General features: G+C 38.4%; 26 protein-coding genes and 2 pseudogenes. 21 read left to right on the top strand and 7 right to left on the bottom strand.

Annotated features, from left to right (window positions below; all coding sequences use genetic code 11):
• Nucleotides 1–288: 288 nt before the first annotated feature.
• The 3 genes from J7E52_RS08455 (at nt 289) to J7E52_RS08465 (ending at nt 3894) form a co-directional block, all read left to right on the top strand.
• Nucleotides 289–2055: a sigma-54 interaction domain-containing protein gene (locus tag J7E52_RS08455; RefSeq protein ID WP_214744935.1), complete on the top strand. Its 1767-nt coding sequence runs from the start codon at nt 289–291 to the stop codon at nt 2053–2055.
• A gap of 96 nt (nt 2056–2151) precedes the next feature.
• Nucleotides 2152–2292 carry a hypothetical protein gene (locus tag J7E52_RS08460; protein WP_214744937.1) on the top strand — a complete coding sequence of 47 codons (141 nt, stop codon included), beginning with the start codon at nt 2152–2154 and terminating at the stop codon, nt 2290–2292.
• On the top strand, nt 2293–3894 hold the full coding sequence (locus J7E52_RS08465) for a sodium:solute symporter family protein (protein WP_214744939.1): 1602 nt from the start codon (nt 2293–2295) through the stop codon (nt 3892–3894).
• An 82-nt stretch (nt 3895–3976) separates the two neighbouring features.
• Here the strand turns inward: J7E52_RS08465 and J7E52_RS08470 are convergent, their stop codons facing one another.
• Nucleotides 3977–4471 (bottom strand): L,D-transpeptidase family protein, encoded by a 495-nt coding sequence (locus tag J7E52_RS08470; RefSeq protein ID WP_214745086.1) that lies wholly within the window; start codon nt 4469–4471, stop codon nt 3977–3979.
• Nucleotides 4472–4687: 216 nt separating this feature from the next.
• Between J7E52_RS08470 and J7E52_RS08475 the strand changes: the two genes are divergently transcribed.
• The 4 genes from J7E52_RS08475 to J7E52_RS08490 all read left to right on the top strand — a co-directional run bounded on the left by J7E52_RS08475 (nt 4688) and on the right by J7E52_RS08490 (nt 7159).
• Nucleotides 4688–5014 (top strand): hypothetical protein, encoded by a 327-nt coding sequence (locus tag J7E52_RS08475; protein ID WP_396020260.1) that lies wholly within the window; start codon nt 4688–4690, stop codon nt 5012–5014.
• A 165-nt stretch (nt 5015–5179) separates the two neighbouring features.
• Nucleotides 5180–5905 (top strand): ZIP family metal transporter, encoded by a 726-nt coding sequence (locus J7E52_RS08480; RefSeq protein WP_214744943.1) that lies wholly within the window; start codon nt 5180–5182, stop codon nt 5903–5905.
• Nucleotides 5906–6094: 189 nt separating this feature from the next.
• Nucleotides 6095–6475, top strand: coding sequence for a hypothetical protein (locus J7E52_RS08485; protein ID WP_214744945.1), 381 nt, complete (start codon nt 6095–6097; stop codon nt 6473–6475).
• 525 nt (nt 6476–7000) lie between these two features.
• Entirely contained in the window at nt 7001–7159 is a 159-nt protein-coding gene (locus J7E52_RS08490; RefSeq protein WP_214744946.1) for a hypothetical protein, read from the top strand.
• 235 nt (nt 7160–7394) lie between these two features.
• On the opposite strand, the gene J7E52_RS08495 is transcribed toward J7E52_RS08490, so the two are convergent.
• A complete protein-coding gene (locus J7E52_RS08495) occupies nt 7395–8537 on the bottom strand; it encodes an Ig-like domain-containing protein (RefSeq protein ID WP_214744948.1) in 1143 nt (380 codons plus the stop codon).
• 90 nt (nt 8538–8627) lie between these two features.
• Entirely contained in the window at nt 8628–9032 is a 405-nt protein-coding gene (locus J7E52_RS08500; RefSeq protein ID WP_214744950.1) for a hypothetical protein, read from the bottom strand.
• 641 nt (nt 9033–9673) lie between these two features.
• Here J7E52_RS08500 and J7E52_RS08505 point away from each other — a divergent pair.
• Nucleotides 9674–10168 (top strand): DinB family protein, encoded by a 495-nt coding sequence (locus J7E52_RS08505; RefSeq protein WP_214744952.1) that lies wholly within the window; start codon nt 9674–9676, stop codon nt 10166–10168.
• Between the two features lie 146 nt (nt 10169–10314).
• On the opposite strand, the gene J7E52_RS08510 is transcribed toward J7E52_RS08505, so the two are convergent.
• Entirely contained in the window at nt 10315–11241 is a 927-nt protein-coding gene (locus J7E52_RS08510) for an NAD(P)-dependent alcohol dehydrogenase (RefSeq protein ID WP_214744954.1), read from the bottom strand.
• Between the two features lie 339 nt (nt 11242–11580).
• On the opposite strand from J7E52_RS08510, the gene J7E52_RS08515 reads away from it, so the two are divergent.
• The 3 genes from J7E52_RS08515 to J7E52_RS08525 all read left to right on the top strand — a co-directional run bounded on the left by J7E52_RS08515 (nt 11581) and on the right by J7E52_RS08525 (nt 12663).
• Complete coding sequence (locus tag J7E52_RS08515) at nt 11581–12090, top strand: DUF6773 family protein (RefSeq protein ID WP_214744956.1); 510 nt, start codon at nt 11581–11583, stop codon at nt 12088–12090.
• 10 nt (nt 12091–12100) lie between these two features.
• Nucleotides 12101–12298 (top strand): helix-turn-helix transcriptional regulator, encoded by a 198-nt coding sequence (locus J7E52_RS08520; RefSeq protein WP_063235187.1) that lies wholly within the window; start codon nt 12101–12103, stop codon nt 12296–12298.
• A gap of 110 nt (nt 12299–12408) precedes the next feature.
• The gene (locus J7E52_RS08525; protein ID WP_214744958.1) at nt 12409–12663 is read left to right on the top strand and encodes a sigma-G-dependent sporulation-specific acid-soluble spore protein CsgA; all 255 of its coding nucleotides are present in this window, start codon (nt 12409–12411) and stop codon (nt 12661–12663) included.
• A 45-nt stretch (nt 12664–12708) separates the two neighbouring features.
• On the opposite strand, the gene J7E52_RS08530 is transcribed toward J7E52_RS08525, so the two are convergent.
• Nucleotides 12709–13347: a hypothetical protein gene (locus tag J7E52_RS08530; protein ID WP_214744960.1), complete on the bottom strand. Its 639-nt coding sequence runs from the start codon at nt 13345–13347 to the stop codon at nt 12709–12711.
• A 308-nt stretch (nt 13348–13655) separates the two neighbouring features.
• The gene (locus J7E52_RS08535) at nt 13656–14144 is read right to left on the bottom strand and encodes a hypothetical protein (protein ID WP_214744962.1); all 489 of its coding nucleotides are present in this window, start codon (nt 14142–14144) and stop codon (nt 13656–13658) included.
• Between the two features lie 478 nt (nt 14145–14622).
• Here J7E52_RS08535 and J7E52_RS08540 point away from each other — a divergent pair, with 478 nt between their 5' ends.
• The 7 genes and pseudogenes from J7E52_RS08540 to J7E52_RS08570 all read left to right on the top strand — a co-directional run bounded on the left by J7E52_RS08540 (nt 14623) and on the right by J7E52_RS08570 (nt 18637).
• A complete protein-coding gene (locus J7E52_RS08540; RefSeq protein ID WP_214744964.1) occupies nt 14623–14841 on the top strand; it encodes a DUF1659 domain-containing protein in 219 nt (72 codons plus the stop codon).
• A 42-nt stretch (nt 14842–14883) separates the two neighbouring features.
• Nucleotides 14884–15102, top strand: coding sequence for a DUF2922 domain-containing protein (locus J7E52_RS08545; protein WP_214744966.1), 219 nt, complete (start codon nt 14884–14886; stop codon nt 15100–15102).
• A gap of 51 nt (nt 15103–15153) precedes the next feature.
• Nucleotides 15154–15303, top strand: a complete 150-nt coding sequence (locus tag J7E52_RS08550; RefSeq protein WP_101223211.1) for a YvrJ family protein — start codon at nt 15154–15156, stop codon at nt 15301–15303.
• Nucleotides 15304–15454: 151 nt separating this feature from the next.
• Nucleotides 15455–15652, top strand: a pseudogene (locus J7E52_RS08555) (KGG domain-containing protein); the annotation flags it as partial.
• A gap of 184 nt (nt 15653–15836) precedes the next feature.
• Nucleotides 15837–16088: pseudogene (locus J7E52_RS08560) on the top strand (KGG domain-containing protein); the annotation flags it as partial.
• Nucleotides 16089–16239: 151 nt separating this feature from the next.
• Nucleotides 16240–17586: a DUF3238 domain-containing protein gene (locus J7E52_RS08565; RefSeq protein ID WP_214744970.1), complete on the top strand. Its 1347-nt coding sequence runs from the start codon at nt 16240–16242 to the stop codon at nt 17584–17586.
• Nucleotides 17587–18178: 592 nt separating this feature from the next.
• Nucleotides 18179–18637 (top strand): hypothetical protein, encoded by a 459-nt coding sequence (locus J7E52_RS08570; protein ID WP_134784566.1) that lies wholly within the window; start codon nt 18179–18181, stop codon nt 18635–18637.
• A gap of 429 nt (nt 18638–19066) precedes the next feature.
• Here the strand turns inward: J7E52_RS08570 and J7E52_RS08575 are convergent, their stop codons facing one another.
• Entirely contained in the window at nt 19067–19459 is a 393-nt protein-coding gene (locus J7E52_RS08575) for a thiol-disulfide oxidoreductase DCC family protein (RefSeq protein WP_053536152.1), read from the bottom strand.
• A 367-nt stretch (nt 19460–19826) separates the two neighbouring features.
• Between J7E52_RS08575 and J7E52_RS08580 the strand changes: the two genes are divergently transcribed.
• From J7E52_RS08580 to J7E52_RS08590, 3 genes are all read left to right on the top strand, one after another.
• A complete protein-coding gene (locus J7E52_RS08580; protein ID WP_214744972.1) occupies nt 19827–20798 on the top strand; it encodes an acyltransferase family protein in 972 nt (323 codons plus the stop codon).
• Nucleotides 20799–21256: 458 nt separating this feature from the next.
• On the top strand, nt 21257–22348 hold the full coding sequence (locus J7E52_RS08585; protein ID WP_214744974.1) for a D-alanyl-D-alanine carboxypeptidase family protein: 1092 nt from the start codon (nt 21257–21259) through the stop codon (nt 22346–22348).
• A 431-nt stretch (nt 22349–22779) separates the two neighbouring features.
• Nucleotides 22780–23292, top strand: coding sequence for a DUF3189 family protein (locus J7E52_RS08590; RefSeq protein WP_214745088.1), 513 nt, complete (start codon nt 22780–22782; stop codon nt 23290–23292).
• The last annotated feature ends 241 nt before the right edge of the window (nt 23293–23533 follow it).

Genomic DNA, 23533 nt, shown 5'->3' on the forward strand with positions numbered 1-23533 from the left:
CAATCGCCCTCTACCTATCCCTATATAGGTTCAATATGCAATAATCATGCCGTTCGGGGAGTGGTGATTAATAATCGTTTTTTACTTTTATAAAGAGGGGATTGCCCATGAATATAGTATTTTATATATAGATAACTGAACCTTTTTTGAGAAGTGGTGATTCATTATAGGTTCAGCATTAGATTAGTTGATAGATGGACATTCATTGCCTAAGAAAGGGTCACTTATTTCTTTGCGTATAAAAAAGTGTAACAAAATCGGTTCGATTTCGAATGATGGGGTGATTGTGTGGACAATGAATTAAAAAAAGAATCACTAATTGTATTTTCCGATATTTCTATTTTGGATGTAAAATCATTACTGAAAATTAATTCCTCTCCCTTTATTGTCATGAAAAATCACTTGGAAATCCTCGGCATATTAGATGAAGGTTTCTTTTTGAAGAAATTGGATAGTGAGGGGCAAAATCAGGAAATAATGGCTTTTCTTAATACATCGTTTGTCGTTGTGGAGGATTTAGATAAGCTAAGTGAAGAGGATATGAGCACCTACGATTTTGTGATCCAACATAATGATAACCAATATAGATGCTATCCGATTTATGAAGTCAGGGAAATTCTGCTTAAAAAGAAGATTAAGAGCTTAATAAGTCTAAATGAATCACTGCATGAAGAGCTGGAGGTGACAAGAAGGAAGGTCAAAGAGCTGACACAAATCTTGGATTCCAGTTATGATGAGATTTTCGTGACGGATGCGAACGGGAACACGTTATTTGTGAGTGAAGCGTGTAAGAAGCTTACAGGGCTGCCGCCTGAGGCCTTTATTAATAAGAACATCATTGAGTTAGTTGAAAAGGGATTGATCGTCAATTCGGTTACACTAAAAACCATGAAAACGAAAGCGATCCATTCAGCGGAACAAACGTATCCGCATGGGTTGACTGTATTCTGCACAGCAAAGCCGATTTTTGATGAAGAGGGGAACTTATATAGAATTGTTTCGAATTCCAGGGATATTACGGAATTGGTTGAGATGAAGAGTAAATTGAACAGAGTGAATCTTAGGAATCAGCGGGCCCAGCATGAGAATTCGAGAACCGTTTCGTTCAATAACTTCATTACAAATTCGGATAAGATGATAAAGGTTTTGGAATTAGCTGAAAAAGTCGCCCCGATGGATTCATCGATCTTCATCCATGGTGAAACCGGAGTCGGGAAAGGCGTATTAGCAAGAATCATTCATGATCTCAGCAGCAGAAAGGATAAGAAATTTATTCAAGTGAATTGCGGCGCGATTCCATCCGCTTTAATTGAGTCCGAGCTGTTTGGCTACGAAAGCGGTGCATTCACGGGAGCCAATAAGCACGGGAAACAAGGGCTTGTGGAGAGTGCTGATGGCGGCACGCTTTTTCTTGATGAAATCGGGGAAATGCCGCTCGACATTCAAGTGAAAATCCTGCATCTGGTCCAGGAGAGAACTTTCATGAAGGTGGGCGGAACGAAGGAGAAAAAGGTGAATATTCGTATTATCTCCGCTACGAATAAAGACTTGAAGCAAATGATCAAGAATAATCAGTTTCGCGAAGATCTATATTATCGATTGCATGTCGTTCCAATGGAAATTCCGCAGCTACGCGAGCGAAAGGAAGATATTCTATTATTAACCGATTATTTTCTGAAGAAATTCAATGAGAAATATGGACAATCAATCAGTATCGATGATCATTCGAAGTTAATTCTGCAGCTGCAGGATTACCCGGGTAATGTTCGGGAATTGGAAAATGTAATTGAACAAATTGTCGTGACGGCTAGAAAGCCTATCGTAACGATAGAGGATTTGCCTTCCGATTTAACCTACAAAGATACGGCGCTAGTCAATTTAACAGGAATCATTCCCTTGAAAAAAGCGTTAGAGGAAACGGAAAAGCAATTATTGTCACAGGCCCTTTCCACCTATAAATCAACCCGAAAAATGGCCAAAGCCCTAGAGGTCAGTCAAACGACGATCATGCGCAAACTAGGAAAATACCAATTTAGCTATCATGACGATAAATAAAATTAACCTCTGTTAAAATCCGAATATTCAAAAACTTGGTATGGATATTGCATATTTAACTATTGATTATTTCTATTTTGATAAGGGGGTCAAGAAATGGGTGAGTTAATTTTCTCTTTAAGTTATGGAGGTTCCTTAATTGTCATGGGGTGGGTCACGAAGGTGTTCCTAGTGAAAATGAAAAAGAGCCAAGAAGAAATAAAAGAAAAAGATCCGATTGAAAAGGTGGGGATGTAAGTGGCCTTTCTCCTTGGTATTATCATATCTTTTTGTGTTTATGTCTCGATCGGCATTTTTTTATTCAGGAAAGTGAAAAGCTCAGAGGAGTACTATGTTTCTGGACGAAGCGGAAACACATTGATGATAACTGGTACGCTTGTTGCCTCCTTCCTAAGTACTGTATCATTCATGGGAGAAGCGGGATTTTCCTATGAGGGGTATCCGATCCTGCTGCTTATTCTCGTGATTTTTAATGCAAGCGGCTATATATTCGGAGTGTTCCTGTTTGGCAGGTATTTAAGAAGAAGCAAATCATTGACGGTTCCTGAATTTTTTGGTAACCGCTTTCATTCCAAGAAGGTCCGGCTGGCAGCTGCCATCACGACGATTCTCGGAATTGCAGCATATTTGGTTGCCGTTACCCAAGGGGCAGCCGTTTTATTGGCCGAGGTTTCCGGGGTTTCCTATCCAATGGCCCTGGTGATCATGTGGGTCGTGTATTCATCCTTTACCATTCTCTCAGGAGCGAAGGGGGTCATGGTGAATGATACCATAATGTTCTTTTTATTCTCGATCGCAACGTATATTAGTTTTCCTTATATTATCAAATCAGCAGGCGGGTTTCCTGATGCCGTTACTAAAGCGGCAAACCTGGCGGAACGGCCTGATTTATTAAGCTGGCATGGCATTACCGGACCTGCCGCAACGATGGGAACTCCATGGGAGGCGTTGGCCTGGGCAGTCATCATGGGCTTGGTCTGGGGCATTGTCATTGCAGTGAGTCCGTGGCAAAGCAGCCGATATTTAATGGCTAGGAATGAGCACGTAGCCATCCGGGCAGGCGTTTGGGCAACCATATCGATTTTGACTGTCTATTTATTTCTCCATATCAGCATCTCGACAATCACCACGATTAAAGCCGATATCGCCCCGACAGAAAAGGTATTCATTTGGGCAGCGATGAATATTGTCCCGACATGGCTTGGAGTCATCATTGTCAGCGGCATCATGGCTGCGGCATTATCCTCCTGTTCGAGCTTCCTTCAAATAATAGGAAGCAGCATTACACGGGATATCATGGAACAATCACGGAAAAAGGAATACACAGATCACCATCTATTACGGGCCAGCCGCATTTCCATGGTTGTGATCAGCTTGATCATTTTATTGATTGGATTGTTCCAGCCGCCTGCCGTCATGTGGATCGGCTACTTTGCGGCTACATTATTTGCAGCATCATGGGGGCCGATTGCCATATCAAGCGTATTTTCAAAGAAGGTAACGAAAGAAGGAGCCTTTTGGAGCATCGTATTCGGATTCTTTGGAGTGATTCTCGGTGAAAGCCTCGGCATGTTCGGAATAAGCCTTCCCGTTTACCTCAATCCTGTCATCATTGGTTTAATCTTAAGCATAGGCGCACTTATCATTGGCTCCAAGTATGGAACGATCACCACCGAGGAAAGGGAGTTTCAGGCAAATATCCTTCAAACCCCTATTGAAATAGACGAGCAAAAAGAAATGAACATTACCCGCAGATACCCTGCCTACTTAATGATCAGCGGCGTCATGATCATCATGGTTACACTAGTGTTTTATTATTGGCCGATAAATATGAATTGAATGACATATACTCATGTACTGGCAGGGGAGATCCCTGCCTTTTTTTTGACTGAAAAAAAGTGTCCAGGTTTCCCTAAACACATTAAGGATGAATCGTAACCATTGTCCCGATTGGAACAATTCTTGATAATTCCTCCACGTCCCGATTATGCATGCGAATACAGCCCTTTGAGACGGCTTTACCGATAGAGCTGGGATCATTCGTTCCATGAATGCCGTAGTGCTCTTTTGATAAACTCATCCACATTGTACCGAAAGGGCCTCCAGGGTTGGGGGCTTTATTAATGATGATGAATTGTCCTACTGGTGTACCGGAAAGCATTCTTCCAACGGCGATTGGATATTGTTTTTGCAATACTCCATTTTTTAGCAGCTTTAACTTACGAGTGTTAACGGACACATCGATCTGAAATGGAATGGTATCAGCAGGAGGAAAACCAGGGATCATAATGGGTTGACCAGGATAAATGACATTTGGATTTATGGTCGGGTTAGCATTGATGATTGCCGATAGCGGTTTCCGATAGTCCCTGGATATCTGTGTCAGTGTTTCACCTGGTTTAACTGTATGAATCAGTCTGAACACCTCCATAGGTTATAGTTGTCATGTTTCATTCTATGTGATTTTTCAAAAGTGTTTCGTAACTCGTTGTTAACTGTTATCTTTTTTTAATGAAACTTATATGTTAAGTAACTAAGCCGAAAAGAAACCGAAATGAACATTTGATAAAATAAGTTTTTATGGAGATGGATTTTTGTTAGTTAAAGAGGGGGAATAAAGGTGGAGGAACATGTGAAAAAGGCTTTAGTAGAATGGAATGGTGAAATTAGTGATGTGTTAAACGGTATAGAAAAAGAGTATGAAGAAGTTAAGCGTGAACTTCAGGTTTATTCCTATAAATTCAATATTACCAAACAGGTTGTACAATCCACTATAAATGATGAAATTATTCGAAACATCCGCGAGCTCTATCATAAACCTTTTGAACAAAAACTGAATGAATTGAAAGAATCAATAAAAGAGCTGGAAGAAAAGAGAAAGGTTTTTCAAATGTTTGTCGATAAAATTGAAAAGGTTAGTGAAAGAGAAGAAGGAAAACCGCAAATATCAGTCATATAAGGCAGCGATGCACCATAACCATTATGACTCTACTATTCTATACACAAAAACAATGGCAGCGAATATAACTGCTTTTTTTTGCTGGAATTTGCAAAAAGCGGCCCCTTGTTTACCCCAACATCTAGCCGGGTACACTATCCTATAAACAGGAAATGGGGGTATTCTATGTGGAATGCGGTCTTTTGGGGAGGGGTTTCGGGTTCCGCTGTCCTGCTTGGCGCACTTGCAGCCATCTTCATTCCGATAAAGAAAAACATCATTGGCTATATTATGGCTTTTGGAACGGGCGTATTGATTGGTGCAGCGGCATATGAGCTGCTTGCTGATTCGGTGAGTGATGGAGGAATTTGGGCGACGGCGATCGGATTCATCGCAGGGGCCGCCGTGTTTACCGCCTTGGATATTCTTATTTCCAAAAAAGGTGCGGATAAAAGGAAACGGTCCAATAATAGCTCCTCGAAGGAAGCGGGCCTAGCCATTTTCATCGGGACGGTGATGGATGCCATACCGGAGTCGATCATGATTGGCGCAAGCTTAATAAGCGGTGGCTCGGTAAGCTGGCTATTGGTCATTGCCATCTTCATCAGTAATATTCCGGAGGGGCTCTCAAGTACAACCGGGCTGCTCAAAAGTGATTATTCCAAGAAGAAAATCATGCTGCTGTGGTTTTCCGTATTGCTCATTTCGGCACTATCCTCGATGTCGGGCTATCTATTCCTCGATCATGCCCCGGACTATGTCCTGGCAGCGATGGCAGCATTTGCAGGCGGCGGAATCATCGCCATGATTGCCTCAACGATGATGCCTGAAGCATATGAAGATGGAGGACCGATCACGGGGATATTCACCGCAGCCGGCCTGCTTATCTCTTTGGTTCTGGATTCGATGTGATAACGAAAAAGTGAGATTGTCCCCTTGGAAGGAAAGGGGGACAATTTTTTTTGGATAAATCTATCATAGAAGGAAATGACGCATGTGAAATAATGAAACCTATTTCTAAAAAAGAATTGTTGGTGTTAAAATATCATTTCAAATCATACACTCTTCATATAGATTCCAGACATTGAGGAGATGTTAGAAATGAACTTCGAGATGCAAATAGCGAATATGCTGGCTGATAATATAAATGGCTTCATTACATTCGTACGGGAAAATCATGAAAGTGAAAACAATTGCTTTTGTTTAAATAGAGATAAATTGTATCAATTGAAGCTTCTTGTTGAGGAGTTTAAGTTTCAAGTATTGGCAGATGAACTTAAACGAATCAATCGGTTTACATGGGATGAAAACTACACACATTTATTAGTTGATAGATTCAGAAAAGGGATGGGTATCATTGAAGAGTTTGTAGAAAATAACTACAATGATTTATTCATTTTTACCGCTAGACTTTATACGTTGAATAACCTCAGCTTAACCTTTTGCAAGGAGGAAGAATCGGGCACAGCCCTCGGCGAATAAAAGAAGAGCACATATTATCGTATATAATATGTGCTCTTCTTTATTTCATTATAGGGATAGTTGACCAAAAAGATTCTTATTCTTTAATACGCTCCAACCTGACCTTATTTGCTTGGCATCGTAGAGATATATTTTTTGACTACTTCATAAACATATTCTTGATTGGCTGCTGCTGTGCCTTGCAGTTTTCACAATCTTGTAAAGAAATCTGGACGAAGCAATGAATAAATTTGAGCTAATTATAGCAGGATTATTAGCAGTTATTGCGGGAAGCCTTTTAGCCATTGCTTATCAGCTATATCGGTGGTTGCCTGAAATTGTTCAAATGTTAATGTAGAGTGGGCTAACGCCCACTCTTTTTTAGGTTAGAAAGTATAAACCCATCAATACAGTTCTTTGATTTTTTCTGCGTATAATTACCATAAGAGGAAATATATGATAAAATAGAGGGACAACTGAGGATAGAGTGGGAGGTCACAGTTTCACCTTTACCATCTAATGATAGATGGGAAGGGAGGTGACCGCATGATACATTTTCTATTGAACATTGTAACAGATATTGGTAAAGACACTATAGTTGCTGTAGCAACCAGTCTCATCCTATCTGCGTTCAGTAAGAAAAAGAAAAAGAACCACTCCGCCCTCCAAGATGGAAATGGTTCTTCTTATGATTCTTCTGATTAAGAGTTATTAGTTGTGACCAACCACTCTTGCTAGTTGTCACCCTCATGTTACCAGCATGGGGGTGTTTTTAGTTTATGTTAATATAAGGATAACATACCCCAATTTTAATGTAAATATTCAGACACTGAAAAGGGGAGGTACTGTATCTCTTTAATTTGAATATTATTTTGACTTGATTTTAGGCCCCCAAAATGGAAAAAGGGAACCATCAGGCCCCCTTTTTGTTATATTGAACTTAATGTTTTACAACTTTAGTAGTTGCCTTTGAACTAGTATTCCCTGCCTTATCCTTAGCAGTTATTGAAAGTGTAGTTCCTTTTTTCTGTGCTTTAATCTTGACTGAGTAGGTCCCCTTAGAACTTGCTTTAGCTGAACCGAGGGATTTACTTCCTACCTTCACAGTTACAGTTGAATTAGCTTCTGCTTTACCAGTAACAACTTTATCATTGTCATCTACTTTATTTACTGTTGGCTTACTTGGTGCAATAACGTCTACAACAGTGACCGTTGTACTTGAACTCACATTCCCTGCACTATCTTTAGCTGTACTTGTTAATTTAGTACCAGCTTTTTGAACTGCAATTTTAACAGAGAACGTTCCTTTAGATGTTGCTTTTGCAGATCCTAACACTTTACTTCCACTTTTAACAGTAACCGTAGAGTTAGCTTCTGCTTTACCAGTAACAACTTTATCATTGTTGTCAACCTTATAAACAGTTGGCTTAGATGGGTTAACATTGTCTACAAATGCTGTTGCGGTAGCATAAATGTCATATTCAGTATTATCGTCAATGTATTCGTTATCTTGGTCAATAACACCCACATAGTAGGTGCCTTTTTTAGCTTGATACGCTTGTACTTCAACACCATCCTCATATTCAGTACCTAAATATTCTAATTTACTATTTGTAACAAAATCTTTTTGCACAGCCGCAAATCCTAGATCAATAACATATGAGTCAGATAATCCAGCCACTAATAAAACTCCACTACTAGGGACATCTATTTTATGAAAATCCACATCATTCAAAGGAAGCAATTGACCGATTGTTGCTTTTTCGTATGATGCGCTGTCTGCTGAATCAAAGTCATCATTGTACTCAGTTTCAAAAATATACTCATCGTTGGAAGAACTACTCATTCTACTCATTTTGTTAGAACCTTTAATTGATTGCGGTTGAGAACCATTTACTTCTTTTTCAAGTTGTTTAAATGTTTTAGAATCAATGAAACCTTTTTCAAGTGGTTTTTCCCCTTGACGTTCAATAGCTTTACTTGCCAATCCGTTCTCGTTTCCTTCGGCCTTCACAGCACCTACAGACAATGATGAAGCAAATAGACCTACAGCAACCAAAGATAAAATACCTTTATTACGCACGTTTTCTCCCCCTAAATTCGTTATTAAGAACTATGTAATACTTTTCTATACTAATACATAAGTCCCGTAATTACCATAATTTTCTTTATCTTAATTTTGACAAGAAATGCCATATAAGTGGGGAGTCGCAGGTGTTGAAAAAAATATCCTTGATTGTAAGACCGTACTCATACTATTTTTAGCTAATTGAAACTTTGGAAATGGCAACATATCTTCTATATCATCAAGTTCTTTTAATGTAGTAATCAAAGTCGATTCATCAAACTGACTATGATACCACTGAAGAGAAGTTAAATAAAAAGGAATTCGATCCTCACCATCATTCGGAATAACCTTATAAATATGCTGACTGCTATCAGATCCCAAGTCATAGCTTTCGGAAATTTGTAGCTTAGCAAAATCCTCGGTACATTCTCCTCCTATATCGTGATCAGACATTCCGTAATCTAATATAATATAGCTTCCGTCGGGTTGCATGTATGCTTCTAGAATCATTGCCTCAACTCGTCCACAAGGCTATATTCAAGAGTTTAACGGAAATCAATATTTGCATTTGAACTTACAAGAGTTAACTCAAGATCAGGTTATGATTTACGCTAAACGTTGGGTTGATGAAAAAGAGAAAAATCCAAAAGAGAAGATTAGAATTCGAAATACGCTGAAAATATGTTTACAAGACAAAATTGTAAAGGCACTTACAAAGACATCTCTACAGATAACCATTTTGTACCGGAAGAACCGCCACCCCAAGGGCCACCACCGCCCGGACATAATTAATTAAATCAGAAATCTTAGCCAAAGAGACCAGCAGCGATTGAAGGAGTTCTTCACAAACTCATTAGGGAGTGCGGAGCTGGTTCCAATTCTTAGACGCCATCAAACATATAAAAGATAACTTTACGATAACCAAAATGGTTTTAGACAGTTGTTCTTTCTCAGTTAACACAACTTATGATAAACTAGGGTTATCAGAATTTTCCAAATAACGGAACGTTCATTGTTCCGTTAAAGGGCCAGTTTAATTGAACAAGGAATTGGCATGACAGCTTAATTAGTGACCTCTCTACAACAAGCCGCAAATGAATTTTGACCAACGGGATAATCTTGTAAAGGGATTAAATTGGAGGGAATAGAAAATGGATGTAAAAACACTTTTGTTACAGCAATGGGCAAGCTGCTTAGATGAAGAAGACTGGTTTCCACCACTTGAAAAAGTGCTAGAGGATATCACTTTTGAACAGGCAATTTGGAAACCAGCTGATGGGGCAATGAATTCCATTTGGGAATTAGTTTGTCATTTACTTTTCTATGAAAAGAGATTTCTGATGCGATTTCTTGGTGAAACAGCGAATGAACCACAGGCAGAAAATAATGAATCTACATTTCGATTACCAACTGAGACGTTAGAAAATTGGAAGGAAACAAAACAAGAATACTTTAATGTTCATCGTGAACTTGGAAAAATACTAGCAAAATCAGAACATGAAGATTTGTATAGACAGATCCCAGGAGAAGATAATTCATTAGTGCTTGAACTAAAGAGTTTAGCAATGCACGACGCATATCATATTGGGCAAATTGTATTCCTTAGTAAAATGCAAGGAGCTTGGCCAGGGAAACGCAGCTTTTAAAAAAGCTTCATTAGCTTTACAGTTATTCCATTATAGGGGGCTTTAATGGAATAAGAACGGGAACGTCCAAATCGGACGTTCCCATATTTTATACTTGAAAAACAACAATACTACTTAACAAAGCCTAAATAAAAAAACAGGTTTTGTCAGGATTTGTAATGATCAACCAAAGTTATGACTACATTTCCCTTTTTATGTCCTAGCTCTACATATCTATGAGCCTCGGGAATCTGTTCCAGCGGGTAGCATTTATCAATGACCGATTTTATCTTTTCAGTTTCGATTAGATCTTTGAGAAATAGTAAATCTTCCGTAAGTACCTTTGCTATTCCTTGCCCTTCAACGGACACATATCTCCCGTTCGGGGTAAGTGCCTTCTTGCAATTGGCTTTCGAGCATTTCCCGACTGCATCAAAGATGATGTCATATCGCTCTTGTCTTTCCGTGAAATCTTCTTCCGTATAATCAATTACTTTATCTGCTCCCAATGATTTCACCAATTCAAAATTAGCGGCACTGCATACTCCGGTAACTTCTGTTCCAAAGTATTTGGCTAGCTGCACGGCTGAAGTTCCTACCGAACCGGATGCACCGTAGATGAGGACTTTTTGTCCCTCCTGGATCTTGCCTTTTCTGAAAAAATGCAGAGCTGTCGTTCCCCCAAAAGAAACGGCGGCGGCTTCCTCATAGGTCATATTGGCAGGCTTTATTGCGATTGCCCCGTCTTCAGTTAAGCATGTGTATTCGGCATGAGCCCCGAAGTTCATTCCAGTCATGGCAAAAATCTGGTCGCCTTTTTTGAATTTTTTAACATTCCTCCCTGTTTCCTCTATCTCCCCGGCCAATTCCACTCCGAGTATCGATTTTCGCGGTTTTCTAAGCCCCAAGAAGATCCGCATCGGCAGCCATAACAAGAAGGGGCTATTGAAGCTCCGGACTCTTATGTCCCCTGAAGCCACTGTTGCCGCGTGGACCTTTACCAGAATTTCGTTGTCCTTGGGTATTGGTTTTGCTACCTCTATGAGCTCCAGTACATCGGGTGATCCGTATTTTGTGCATACCATTGCTTTCATAGCAAGTCTCCTTAGTTTTGATTCAGTCTTTTAATACTATGTAATAAGCTGCAATATAAAACAAGATTATGGAAGCAGCATATTCACGAGTAAAACCTTGAAATTCACGAGTAAAATTCCAAAACTCACGAGTAAAAGCTTAGAATTCACGAGTAAAACCCCAAAACTTACGAGTAAAACCCAAAATAAGGCTAGTGAGGTATCCATACTTAATGTGTGGGTACCTATTTTTATGTATTTTGCAATTTATAAATTATAAAATGCAATATATATGTTGCAAAAAGTTAAATAAATCATATAATAAGGGTAAGCGAAGGAAATAAATGGAGGTTGATCAATGTGAATATATTTAAACGAACGAAAAAGATCACGGATGAGAGGATTGAGAATGTAAGAAATAAAATTTATAAAGAAATGTATTACGTCATCTTGGCGATTTGCCTGGGGAGTGCACTTTTCAAACTATATAAATATGGTGCAGGCAGCGGGGAGTTATATCTGGAATTCGCAATCCTTGTTGCAGGAGGGCTGTATTACTTAGCTCGTTCCATTTTCTTAGGTGTATTTTGGGATGAAGTGGAGATGCATGACCGCACCAGCAAAACACCGATGAGCAGGAAGACGGTTCTTGGTACGGTTACTTTATCGCTCGTCATCGCTATATTCATGGGGGTGAATAGTGCTGTATCTTATGCGGATGGCAGTTCCCAGGGCGTATGGTATTTTGTATTGGTATCGTTTGTATCCGTTATGATCTATTTGCCGATTTTACTTCTGTTTTTTGGTGGGATATACTTGCTAGCGAAGAAAATCGGAATGAAAAATAGCGAAGATAATAAGAAATTGTAGGTGCCTTCCCTTGAAAAATATAAAACTGAAGCTTGCGAGAGTAGAAAAGGACTTGTCACAAGATGAACTGGCCAAGATTGTCGGCGTATCCAGGCAAACGATAGGATTGATTGAATCCGGAAAGTATAATCCCTCCTTAAGTTTGTGTGTCGGTATTTGTAAAGCATTATCCCGTACATTGGATGATTTGTTTTGGGAGGAAGATTGATTAGGGGTATCCATTGACTTGGATATCTTTTTTTTTAGGAATTTATCATCAAAAAATGGGGGAAGGTATAGCATGTAAGCAAAAATCTAACATTCGAGAGGGATGGTTTGATGGATCGTACGCTTGGTTACTTACGTGAGATATTGTCTAACTATACGGACCAATATCCTGAAGCGCAGGAAATTTATAATAAAATCAAAAGCGGACATTTTCATTCTGAAGAAGAACTCGTCAATAAGCTTTCCGGTAAAGAAGCCAGTCTCCTTAACCATATTCTTCCTCAGGAAATTAAGCATGCGAAGGAAGCGAGTGATACGGAACGGGTCACGCAATTATCAGAGGTTTATGAACTGATTATTATATAATAAAACCTTGTCCATGATGATCATGGACAAGGTTTTGTTGGTTTTTTATTCCATTTCACTAAGTGAATCCATATGACTGGCAATCATGGCGATGATCGTGCTTGCTTCTTCCTTGCTGAAAATGAAATTCGTTTCATCCTTTATCAGATCATCTTCCGCTGTCCGAATCCGATTGATCCGTTTCAGCACACCATCACCTGTTTCCTGAACGATACCGAATTGATAGGTGACCTCGACTTCATTATCCTGGATATAGGCAGTCACTTCAGGCGTTTCCCAATCTACATCGATTTCGTATATATCGGAATCTTCGCCGTCATCAGTTTCATCATCCATATCCATATCATATTCGTAATCATAATCGGCATCATCCTCTTCCAAATAGTTATGGAAGCTCTCATGAACAGCGTCAACGATATCTTCAATGTCTGTAAGGATGACCTTGCTGATCTGCCCTAAATCCGGCTCGAACGATTCCATATAAAATTCTTCATTATACGGATCAAAAAACAGCGTGGAAAAATAATCCCTCTCATTGTCATCCAGCTCTGTATAAAACTCTATCCGTGGATGCTTAGACCCGCGCTCCACGATCATACTACCATTGCGGTCGTACTTTTCACAAATTGATTTAAGATGATCCTGCAATTCCCCGCTTACTCTGTCAAACCATTCTAATGACATCAACATCCACTTCCTTTCGTGATTATTATTTCCCAGAAAAGGCGAACATGACCTGCCATTTAAAACCAAATGCAATTTATCTTCGCATCAAAAATGTCAGTTATAAAAAAATGATTTAAAGGGAAAATAAAATATCTAATTTTAAAAAAATCCCAGGATTAAGGTGACAAATTCCAATGACCTTAAGACTACTCCGTATGGATGGAAGCAATTACAGTCGTTTTGAGACGGAATTTTTTTGAGTATTAACTTCCTATAAGTAATTTATTGAGACATTTTTTAGCCATTTGAGTAAAGGTTCTTATTAATTATTTAGTAGGTTCAATGTAGAAAAATATTCCAGATTCGGTGTCAACTGTAGGGCTAACATCACTAGTTTGGGTTTTAAAGATAGGATTTTGATCTTCACTTAAACCAGTGTAAATTGTAAAATCCTTTCCTGATTGTGTTGTTGTTCCCCAACTGATTTGGGAGGAATACTTTTTGACTTTATCATTCTTAACAAGAACATCTTGATCAGGGTCATACCAAGCAAATTTTCCTTTTTGCTCGCTGATGCTTGATACCCCTACTCCCAAGCCTTCTTCTAATTGTTTCTTATAAATAACAAATGTTTCTCCGTTTTCACTAACTTCGCCTATGATGTCATCCTTTGTCATCTTTTCTTCTTTAATGCCATAATTAATTGTTTCTTCTTTGGTTTTAAACCATTTCAATTCACTGGCTCCATCATTCGCTATTGCAGAACACCCTGTAAGTGCAATCATGGCAATTGCAAAAGATAACACTACCTTCATTTTAAAAACCCCTCATTTAAGAAAAGATATAGTACTTACATAATACATTCGGTGTAAATATATTTACAATATATAGAAAAAGTTTTCCTGAAATACATGTATGTCACCTTTTGGCAAATGCAGTGTTGAAAGTTTTAGAAACGGAACTCATGCTATCCGATACGCCGGGTTTTCAGATTCAAAGGGGAAAGCAGGTTACCAATTGCATTATATATAGACGTGGGAAAAACAAAATGAATCTTTGAAGCATTTGGGCAGGGAGACCAGGTCTAGAAAAAATTCTTTTAGCCCTTCTTTTGGTGATGTAACGGGCTAATTAGGTGTAACCTTTCAAATTTTCTTGAAAGTCAAAACAAAATACGGATCAAAAGCTGCCCAAATGATGGGCGGCTTTTTTCCATTTCCCTGAAAAAGTTTCAAGACCATGCTACTTTCATCCTGTAAAAGTTTATATAGAGTGTGAAAGGGGGTGAGTGATATGGCAAATCAAATTCCAGTTTCAAGTACGCTGCGAATCGATTTTGAGACAGGGTTAAATGAAAAAGGGGCTCTCGTTTTCAAGCGAAGGGCATTTTCGAACATCAAGGTCGAGGCGACGGCGGATCAGTTGTTTTCGACAGCAATTGCAATCGCAAGTGTGCAGAATTATCCAATGGGTGAAGTGACCCGGGTGGATACGTATTCATTGATTGGTTAATCGGTTTTGGAGAGATGTCGTACGAGGGGGAGGTGATTTGAAATGGCTAAAGTACTGGAATTGATTTTCGTTACGGAGGAAGGAAAGTCAGCGACGATTTCCGTAGATAATCCGAAGGAGCCGGTCGAAGTAAACACGGTTAAACAGGCAATGGAAAAAATCATTGCGGGGAACGGGTTCGTTACATCCTCCGGGGATTTCGTCGATTTGAAGGCAGCGCGCCTTGTCGAGCGGAATGTCGAGGAAGTGGAACTTATTTAACGAACGGGAAGGTCATCGTTGTTGGTCACATTTGAAGTGAGGTGAATAAAAGTGGATCAAATCCTGCCATTTGTCAGTGATATTGGGTTCCCGATCATTGTTACCCTTTATTTGCTTCATAGAATTGAAACGAAATTGGATACTTTGAATGAAACCCTTGTAGAGCTGCCAAATCGCTTGCGAGAAGGGATTCCCAAGTAGGTTAGGAAGCATCATGAGTGATACCATTCATGATGCTTTTCCTTTTGAAATGGAAAAGTTTTAATAGATACTAGTTTTATATCAAAACTATCGGGTATACATAAAACTGTAGCTAGTTCATCAAAAATCCAAACAATGAGGAGGAGTTTTAATGACTAACAACAATGAAAAAATGAGCAGGGAAGAAGCTGGCCGTAAAGGCGGGGAAGCGACAGCAAAAAATCATGATAAGGAATTTTTCCAAGAGATTGGTCAAAAAGGCGGAGAGGCCACTTCCGAAAATCATGATAAGGAATTCTATCAGGAAATTGGCAAAAAAGGCGGAGAGGCTCGAGCCGATCAACGTGATGGGTCCGATGATTGAAAAAATGAGCAAGGAAGAAGCAGGACGCAATGGCGGGAAAAAAAGTCGCCGCTAAATATAAGAAGCGACCTGAAGTCATTAGCAGATTCTAGTTTTATAGCTGTTCAAGCGGGTACATGATATATGTAGCTAGTACATGGAAAATCCAAATAATAAGGAGGAATTTTTAATGACTAACAACAATGATAAAATGAGCCGTGAAGAAGCAGGCCGTAAGGGTGGAGAAACAACAGCAAAAAATCATGATAAGGAATTCTATCAAGAGATTGGCCAAAAAGGCGGAGAAGCGACATCCGAAAGTCATGGCAAGGAATTCTATCAGGAAATCGGCGAAAAGGGCGGAGAGGCACGGTCTAATCAACGTGATGACTCCGATGATGGAAAAATGAGCCGTGAAGAAGCAGGACGCAAAGGCGGGGAAAAAAGCCGCCGTTAAAATATAATCCAGTGAAACTTATACATGACCGAGGGAGTAAACATTCCCTCGGTTTTTTTTATGCCAGCATAGCACATCGCAAAGTGTGCTCAGGGATTAAAGTGGGTAAAGAATAACACCTATAAAAGAAGAGGTGATGAAGAAGTTGATCGCTCATTATTCATTTCCCCGTTTAAAACTAGGCGGAGTTACATTCACTGCACGGCATTCATTGCTTGCTCTTGGACTTGCGGGAATCGCTTATCTCATTTCCAACAAAAGGAAGCGTCAAGCGGTATTCAAAACGGCTTCATTGATGTGTAAGATCGAACGGAAAGAGGATTCCATCAAGCTTATTTGGCCTGATGAAGGTGATTTCTATCGGGTATTTAGGGGGCAAGAGCTGATTTACAGCGGTCGGGAGCCATGTATTGCAGATCGGGGACTGACTCCCGGAACCATCTATACGTACACGATAGATAGCTTGAATGAACAAGAACAGCCAGTGAACAGGATGAAAATACAGACATCAACGACCGCCGAAAATAAAAAAGAGGATAATATCCTTTTGGATTTGGTGTTCACCACGATTGTCGCAAAAGGCCAAGCCAGCCTGGAATGGGAGCCCATCAAGGGAATAAAAGAATATACGATTTATCGAAACGGCGTGGATATTGGGAAAGTGAGCGGATGTTCCTTCAATGATCGGAGTATTAGTGAAGATCAGGAATACACATATACCATTAAAGCAAAGCGGCCCCTTCCACGTTCAGAGCAGGAGTCCTATGCAGTGAAGTCCCTTGTAGCGAGTATTGTCGGAGCCGTAAAAAAAGGTTCATCCCAAGCACAGGCAGCGATCGAGGAAATAACGAATACAAAAAAGATAGGACCTGTAAAACAGCTTTTGCAGCCGGTTGAAAACGATGCCGATGGGAAAAAGAAACGAAATTGGCATCTGCGCTATTCCACCTTTTTACCGGAAGAGTGGCTGAAGAACCCGAATCTGGCCTCAAAGGTTCCCTATTTTAAAGGAGACAACCGCGGGTTTGATCCTGAATCATCCCGATACAGGACTAGGGTCGATGTGTATATTCACGAAAAGGAAAGTGATGCCGAGATTGAATTTTCCAAAGCAGTCGGGAAAAGTGAGGCCTACAACCATGATGGGGATTTCCTCGAAGAAGGAGTGGCCTCGGATGAAGACATTGTAGTGAAGCACGTATTATCCAATCATGAGAAAACGACAATTCAGCTGACACACTCTGTAGCCAACCCGATCATCATTTCACCTGCCGTGGATTATAAAGTGATCGGGACCTTTTACCGAAATGGTGAAATCAATATCGCCGGCTATCATGATCAGGCCCCGCATCACGAAGTCTACCTAAAGGAGGCAGACGACCAAAACTGGGAACCGCTGCACCTAGCGGAAAACAAAGGGCTCGAAATGATGGCGCACCCTACGGCCAATCATTTATGGAGATACTCCACATTCACACAATGAAAAGGACGAAAAGCCAAGATCGCTTATCGTCCTTTTTTTGTTTATTAGCCTTTGTTATAGGAAAGCATTGATTTTTTTATAGTCCCGTTAAAATACCTGTTCCAAATCTGTGAGAAGATGTGAAACAAGATTAAGTCATTATAAATGCGGCAATCCTTGTATGACTATCCGTATACCTTTTTGCTTGAAACCTGCTAGACCAGAGTAGCAGCTATTAAGTTATTTCAATTATTAGTGAATTTTCGGTAATGATCGCTTTTGTTATATCTTCCAATTTTCCCTACTGGTTTTTGGCTAATTAGTTATTTAGGAAATTTAATTTAACTAATTATTGACCAAAATTCAAAAACGAAAATAAAATACAATAAGTAAAATGTACCGATTCATATAAAATATGGTAAAATATATCACGATAACTCCATCTATTGGTGGTGGCTCAGGAGGTTTTTCATATGGAATTTCTACAGGAACGGGTAAAGACTACGCGGATAATCCTCCTATAAGCAGTGTAAAAAGTTACTAAATAAATAGTTAGAGTAACAAAAAAGAGAGAATAAAACATGTAATGTTCAACATTTGGAAGGGGTATCTTGTGCGAAAGTTAATTATTGGTATTGTTATTATTTCATTAATAATATTTGCCTATTACTACTACATTGCTCAAATTGATAAAAAGAACAATAAACTCGATCTTAACGTCGAACAATCCCTTGAACATCAATTGACAACAAAAGACTATGAGAGTTTTACTTATAAAATTACCAATAATACAAATAAGAACTTTAATTTGCTATTTGCTACAGGTAATGAAATAGACGTAGAATTCAAAACAATAACGAATAGTCCAATTAAAGAGGGTAATATCATTACTGTTGAATCTCAACCGACTAAAAAACATAAAAAAGATTTTAATAAAGGAGACACATGGGAGTATACTATAAAAATTAATTCGAAGTTGCTTTCAAAAGGAGACTATCAATTAACTGCTCAATTTATTCCAAGTAATGCTAGTACTCTTAATAAAGTTGAGCAAATAATAACTCACCCTTAACAAATACATAAACACACTTCATAAATATTGTTCTTTAATGTACTAACCACATTTGTTAAAGAGTCTTACCGGCAATTCTATAACGTAAAAAAAGGTAATTCAGCTGAATTACCTTTTTACGTTATAGAAAGCCAATAAAGAGACTAATATAACGAGAAAATTAAATACCTTTTCCATCTGTGTTTTCATTCCGAGCTTAATATGGCAGTTAGGGGCTTCGATTTACAATGTTCACTTCCCGGTAAAGAGCGATTAAAGTGTATCTAGATTAATTTCCGGTTTTTCACTGGCAACTGCTATTAATTTTATCTGCTCCTACCCCAAACTTCTGAAGATGTTTGATTAGCCTATTCTCGATTTTCTTTCCCTAAGTGCGAACTTTTTCTCCACGGTCTTTAATTAAATTAACATTAATGTTTGCAAGTCTATTTATAAAAACCGCTTTCGAACACTTGGCGACGGCAGCATACAGCTTTCTTCTTTCTTTCCGAACCATTTGTAACGGTTCCTGGCGATGAAATCATAAACGAAGTTCCGGATGAAGCTTGGGACGATGATGAAACCGTAAAGCAATTTCCATGCCCCTTGTAAGCGGCGGCAAATCCTCAAGGCTGCAGACGATTTATAGTAGGCCTTATCCTTTTCGATCAGCACCATGCTATCTATATCTGCAGGAACATCATACTTCTTCAGCAACTCTTGTCCTGCCTCACTTTGAAGCGAAGCGTAATGAAAAAGCCCCTGCGGATCCCGCTTTATAATGAACTGGACACTCGAATCGCAAAAGTTGCATTCACCATCAAACAAAATGACCGGATTCATGAACATTCCTCCTATAGAGAGACGTTATCATATGCATGCTTATATAATACACTACCCGTTTTGAAAAGGCGAAAACGTCTGGAACTGCCTGGAGTTTTGATGATGGACGGGATTGTTCGTTCAGGCAAGTCACTAACGGGTACGTAAGCCTATTGGCGGGTGGACTAATGATATAGGCAGTTTTTTGACTGTTATCAAACTGTTATTTTCCATTAACTAAACTGTAAACAAGCTGTGATATGGTAGATACTCCAATGAAGTTCCAAGCCGGCAATCCTATAGTAGAGGAACGCCGGCTTTTTCATTCAAACCATAAATGAGGATTAGAAGATATAACTGGCAGTTTCTTTATAGGGGGTAAGATTTCATGAAACGTGATCCGTATTTTGACAATGCGAAAGCTGTTTTAATCGTACTAGTTGTTTTGGGGCACACATTAGCTAGAATGGTGGAAGAAAACCAATGGATTTTAACTATTTATCTGTTCATTTTTTCATTCCATATGCCAGCTTTTATTTTAGTATCCGGTTATTTTTCCAGAAAGATAAAAAGTAAAAAGGACCTCTGGGGGCTCATTAAGAAAATATTAATTCCCTATGTAATATTCCAGGTGATATATACCTTCTATTATCAGAAGGTATTTGATGAACCAATAGACTTCACAATATTGACTCCAAGATGGGCTTTATGGTTCTTAATAAGCTTATTCTGCTGGAATATATTATTGTTTATATTTTCCTCCAGGAAATATGGAATCGTTTTTTCGATAATTGTATCTCTAATAATTGGTTACATTGGTGAAGTGAATGAATGGTTAAGTTTATCGAGAACCTTCTTTTTCTTTCCTTTCTTTTTAATTGGACATTTTTTAGAAAAAAATCATTTTGAATGGGTTAAAAAGAAAAGTAATGCCCTTATCGGCTGGGCTGTACTAGGGTTAATCTTTATCGGTATTTATTTCTATGGGGAAATGACTTGGAGGGAATGGTTTTATGGCCGCTTAGGTTATCAGGAATTAATGGAAGGCTCCATTGCCCTCGGTTTTATATATAAGTTACTCGTATATTTAATTATGGGAGCAGCAACTTACTGTTTTTTATGTATAGTTCCTAAAAAACAAACTTTTTTTACTGAAATAGGATCAATTACATTAGGTATTTATCTTTTTCATATGTTTTTCCTGGAATATGTTTACAACTCATTTATTTATGATTGGATCAAAGAAAGTGGCCAATACTATGTTTTATTAGTCATACCTGTAACTATAATATTTATATTATCAAGAAAACCGATAGTAAAAGTGGAATGTATGTTAATCGGAATGAAAATGAAAGCATAACAGAATTTTAATCATCTAAACTAGCTGAATCAGAAAAAAATTTCAGGTCCGAAATACATGAACATGAATATTTCATATAAGTAATGTAATGATCAAGCAACTAAACAGTAACTAGCCCTTCAGTTTGAAGGGTTTTTTCATGTAAAGATATTGTCATGCAGGAGGACCCCATCGACATCGAGATAAAAAAACACACAGATACCCCAATTTGATGATTTACAAAAAAATATCTATTTAAAAGGGGAATCTTTTTTATTTAAAAGAATACTCCCACTAAAAGGGCAATACCCCTTTTAAAGTTATTTCAGGAAAGAAAATGAAGGTCATTAACCGAAATGTTTCCAAAATTATTAAAGGGTAATTACTTTTGTATTTCACTTTCAATAAAACATCTTTTAACTTTCGGATTTATTTTATTATGACTATATAGAACTTTACTAGCATTAAAGGAGAGGCATATGAAAAAGTTTTTCTTCATCATCATTTTGGCTTTAGTCCCCTTCGTCTCTACGACTGTAAGTGCAGAATCTGACTTACCTCTCAATAGTGAAGCAGGGATCATTATCGATGCGAAAAGTGGGAATGTATTATACGAAAAAAATATGAATAAAAGTATGTATCCAGCCAGTCTAACGAAAGTTGCCACTGCTATATATGCTATAGAACACGGGGATATGAACGAACTAGTGACTGTAAGCAAAAAAGCAGCGGAGGCAGACGGGTCTTCGGTATTTATTGAACCTGGGGAGGAAATAGAGCTTTCCAAATTAATCGCAGGAATGCTAATCAACTCCGGAAATGATGCAGCCATCGCAATTGCCGAGCATATGTCTGGTAGTGAAAAACTGTTCATGGAAGATTTGAATGAGTATTTAAGAAAAGAAGTAAACGTCACCGATACTCATTTTACGAACCCCCATGGATTGTTTGATAAAAACCATGTAACTACAGCCCGTGACCTTGCAAAAATTACCCAATATGCAATGAAAAATGAAACTTTCCGTGAGTATTTTGGGAAGAAGGAGTTACCATGGGAAGTTGAAACATGGGACACAACTCTCGTTACCCATCATAAAATGTTAAAAGGCGAACTCCCCTATACGGGAATAACCGGCGGAAAAACCGGTTTCGTCAGTAAGTCCGGTTACACCCTGATTTCTACTGCCACTAGGGGAGAACAGGACTTGATTGCCGTCACTCTAAAAGCTCCTTCAGACAAGGTGGCCTACTCTGACACTGAGCTTTTATTCAGCTATGGCTTTGAAAACTTTAAATCAGGTAAAATTGATAAAAAAAGCAAACTTTATTCAGCGGACTACTCTAATTCCTACACGCTGAACGAAGACTTATACTATACTCATTTAATCAGTGATGAACCTAGTCTAAGAACGAGTAATGATGGAATTCTCTCAATCATGAACCAAGAAGGAGAAGCAATAGAATCCTTTGATCTTAAAACGGTCGCTGATATCAGGAACACGGTATTGCCTGCCCCGATTAAAAAAGAACCAATCAATGATAAGCTGCTAAATTTTATGTTCCATCTCTAGGATGGGGAAGCTTCGTCATTTTTACTAAAAAAATCCCCGCATGGAATCAGAGGCTTTGCTGCCTTATACATACCCCAGACACTAAAGGGGAGCTTATAAATAATAAAGACAATGAAAGAGTGCACTTATCATTCATGATAAATAGGTGTACTCTTTTATTTTTTAACCCTCATTATGATTTAGGTCTTGATGATTCCAGGACTTATAATCTAATTATGTGAATCAAGAGAACATGACTAAATTCGATATATTTCCCTAAAATATGTGGTATATATGTATTCTGTTTATGAAACTAACGGGGCAGTTAGTTTTAGCGGTGAGCATGTAGCATTTGCCACATAAAGTGTAATAAAAGCTTAAAATAATCAACCGAATTGGAAATGGAATATATGACCATAATAGTATTAAATAAAACTATTAGGGATGATATCATGATGTATATCTATAATGATTATGGGGGTACACATACCACGTCTTTGGCTGCCGCATATCATTTAAAACAATTACCTCAATCGGAAAGAAAACTAACTTCGGAAGAAATATTAAATGTAAAATATTTTAATAAATTAACGAAAGAAGATTTTGGAAAGCTAATTTTACGCGGGACAGATGAAGATGGCAACTCAGTTTATACAATTGGACATAAAAGAGAAAAACTTGTGGTTCCAGCATTAAAAGAATTGACTTTACTACTGGAAGAGAAATTTCATTTTAACGAAAAAATAGTATTCTCCCATACATCACCAACTGTACCTATTGCTATGTCTATAGGGGGATATTTATCAAGAGAATTAAAAATTGATTTTATAGGTGTACCATTATTAGTTATAGGTGCCAAACAATGCTGTGATAATATTTTTCGGTTGGTTGAAAATACGAAGCAAATAGGGAAAGCAGCGAATGCGGAAAAAGTGATAATATTGGAAAATGAAATATATAAGTAATATTAATTAATGTAAAAAGATTGCTTGGAATTCCAGTATTGAATTAGAAGTAATAGGATATACGATTGTCGATATATATTTTAAGTCAACATTTGATGTTGGCTTTTTTTGTTACGCTTCTGGATGGACAATGGTAGCTGCAAAAGCCTCTTATTATGGAACTAACGGGGCAGGAAAGTTCAAGAAGGGATGAAATTGATTATCCATTGTTAGATGGGGGGCAACAGGAAAAGAGAACCTG

Source organism: Bacillus sp. ISL-34 (genome assembly GCF_018613325.1).
Lineage (GTDB): Bacteria > Bacillota > Bacilli > Bacillales > DSM-1321 > Peribacillus.

What these genes read in the sequence shown, in the direction of transcription:
- J7E52_RS08460 (WP_214744937.1), top strand. Translation starts at nt 2,152, where the DNA reads ATGGGTGAGTTAATTTTCTCTTTAAGTTATGGAGGTTCCTTAATTGTC.
- J7E52_RS08480 (WP_214744943.1), top strand. Translation starts at nt 5,180, where the DNA reads ATGTGGAATGCGGTCTTTTGGGGAGGGGTTTCGGGTTCCGCTGTCCTG.
- J7E52_RS08485 (WP_214744945.1), top strand. Translation starts at nt 6,095, where the DNA reads ATGAACTTCGAGATGCAAATAGCGAATATGCTGGCTGATAATATAAAT.
- J7E52_RS08490 (WP_214744946.1), top strand. Translation starts at nt 7,001, where the DNA reads ATGATACATTTTCTATTGAACATTGTAACAGATATTGGTAAAGACACT.
- J7E52_RS08500 (WP_214744950.1), bottom strand. Translation starts at nt 9,032, where the DNA reads ATGATTCTAGAAGCATACATGCAACCCGACGGAAGCTATATTATATTA.
- J7E52_RS08505 (WP_214744952.1), top strand. Translation starts at nt 9,674, where the DNA reads ATGGATGTAAAAACACTTTTGTTACAGCAATGGGCAAGCTGCTTAGAT.
- J7E52_RS08510 (WP_214744954.1), bottom strand. Translation starts at nt 11,241, where the DNA reads ATGAAAGCAATGGTATGCACAAAATACGGATCACCCGATGTACTGGAG.
- J7E52_RS08525 (WP_214744958.1), top strand. Translation starts at nt 12,409, where the DNA reads ATGGATCGTACGCTTGGTTACTTACGTGAGATATTGTCTAACTATACG.
- J7E52_RS08530 (WP_214744960.1), bottom strand. Translation starts at nt 13,347, where the DNA reads ATGTCATTAGAATGGTTTGACAGAGTAAGCGGGGAATTGCAGGATCAT.
- J7E52_RS08535 (WP_214744962.1), bottom strand. Translation starts at nt 14,144, where the DNA reads ATGAAGGTAGTGTTATCTTTTGCAATTGCCATGATTGCACTTACAGGG.
- J7E52_RS08540 (WP_214744964.1), top strand. Translation starts at nt 14,623, where the DNA reads ATGGCAAATCAAATTCCAGTTTCAAGTACGCTGCGAATCGATTTTGAG.
- J7E52_RS08545 (WP_214744966.1), top strand. Translation starts at nt 14,884, where the DNA reads ATGGCTAAAGTACTGGAATTGATTTTCGTTACGGAGGAAGGAAAGTCA.
- J7E52_RS08565 (WP_214744970.1), top strand. Translation starts at nt 16,240, where the DNA reads ATGAAGAAGTTGATCGCTCATTATTCATTTCCCCGTTTAAAACTAGGC.
- J7E52_RS08575 (WP_053536152.1), bottom strand. Translation starts at nt 19,459, where the DNA reads ATGAATCCGGTCATTTTGTTTGATGGTGAATGCAACTTTTGCGATTCG.
- J7E52_RS08580 (WP_214744972.1), top strand. Translation starts at nt 19,827, where the DNA reads ATGAAACGTGATCCGTATTTTGACAATGCGAAAGCTGTTTTAATCGTA.
- J7E52_RS08585 (WP_214744974.1), top strand. Translation starts at nt 21,257, where the DNA reads ATGAAAAAGTTTTTCTTCATCATCATTTTGGCTTTAGTCCCCTTCGTC.
- J7E52_RS08590 (WP_214745088.1), top strand. Translation starts at nt 22,780, where the DNA reads ATGATGTATATCTATAATGATTATGGGGGTACACATACCACGTCTTTG.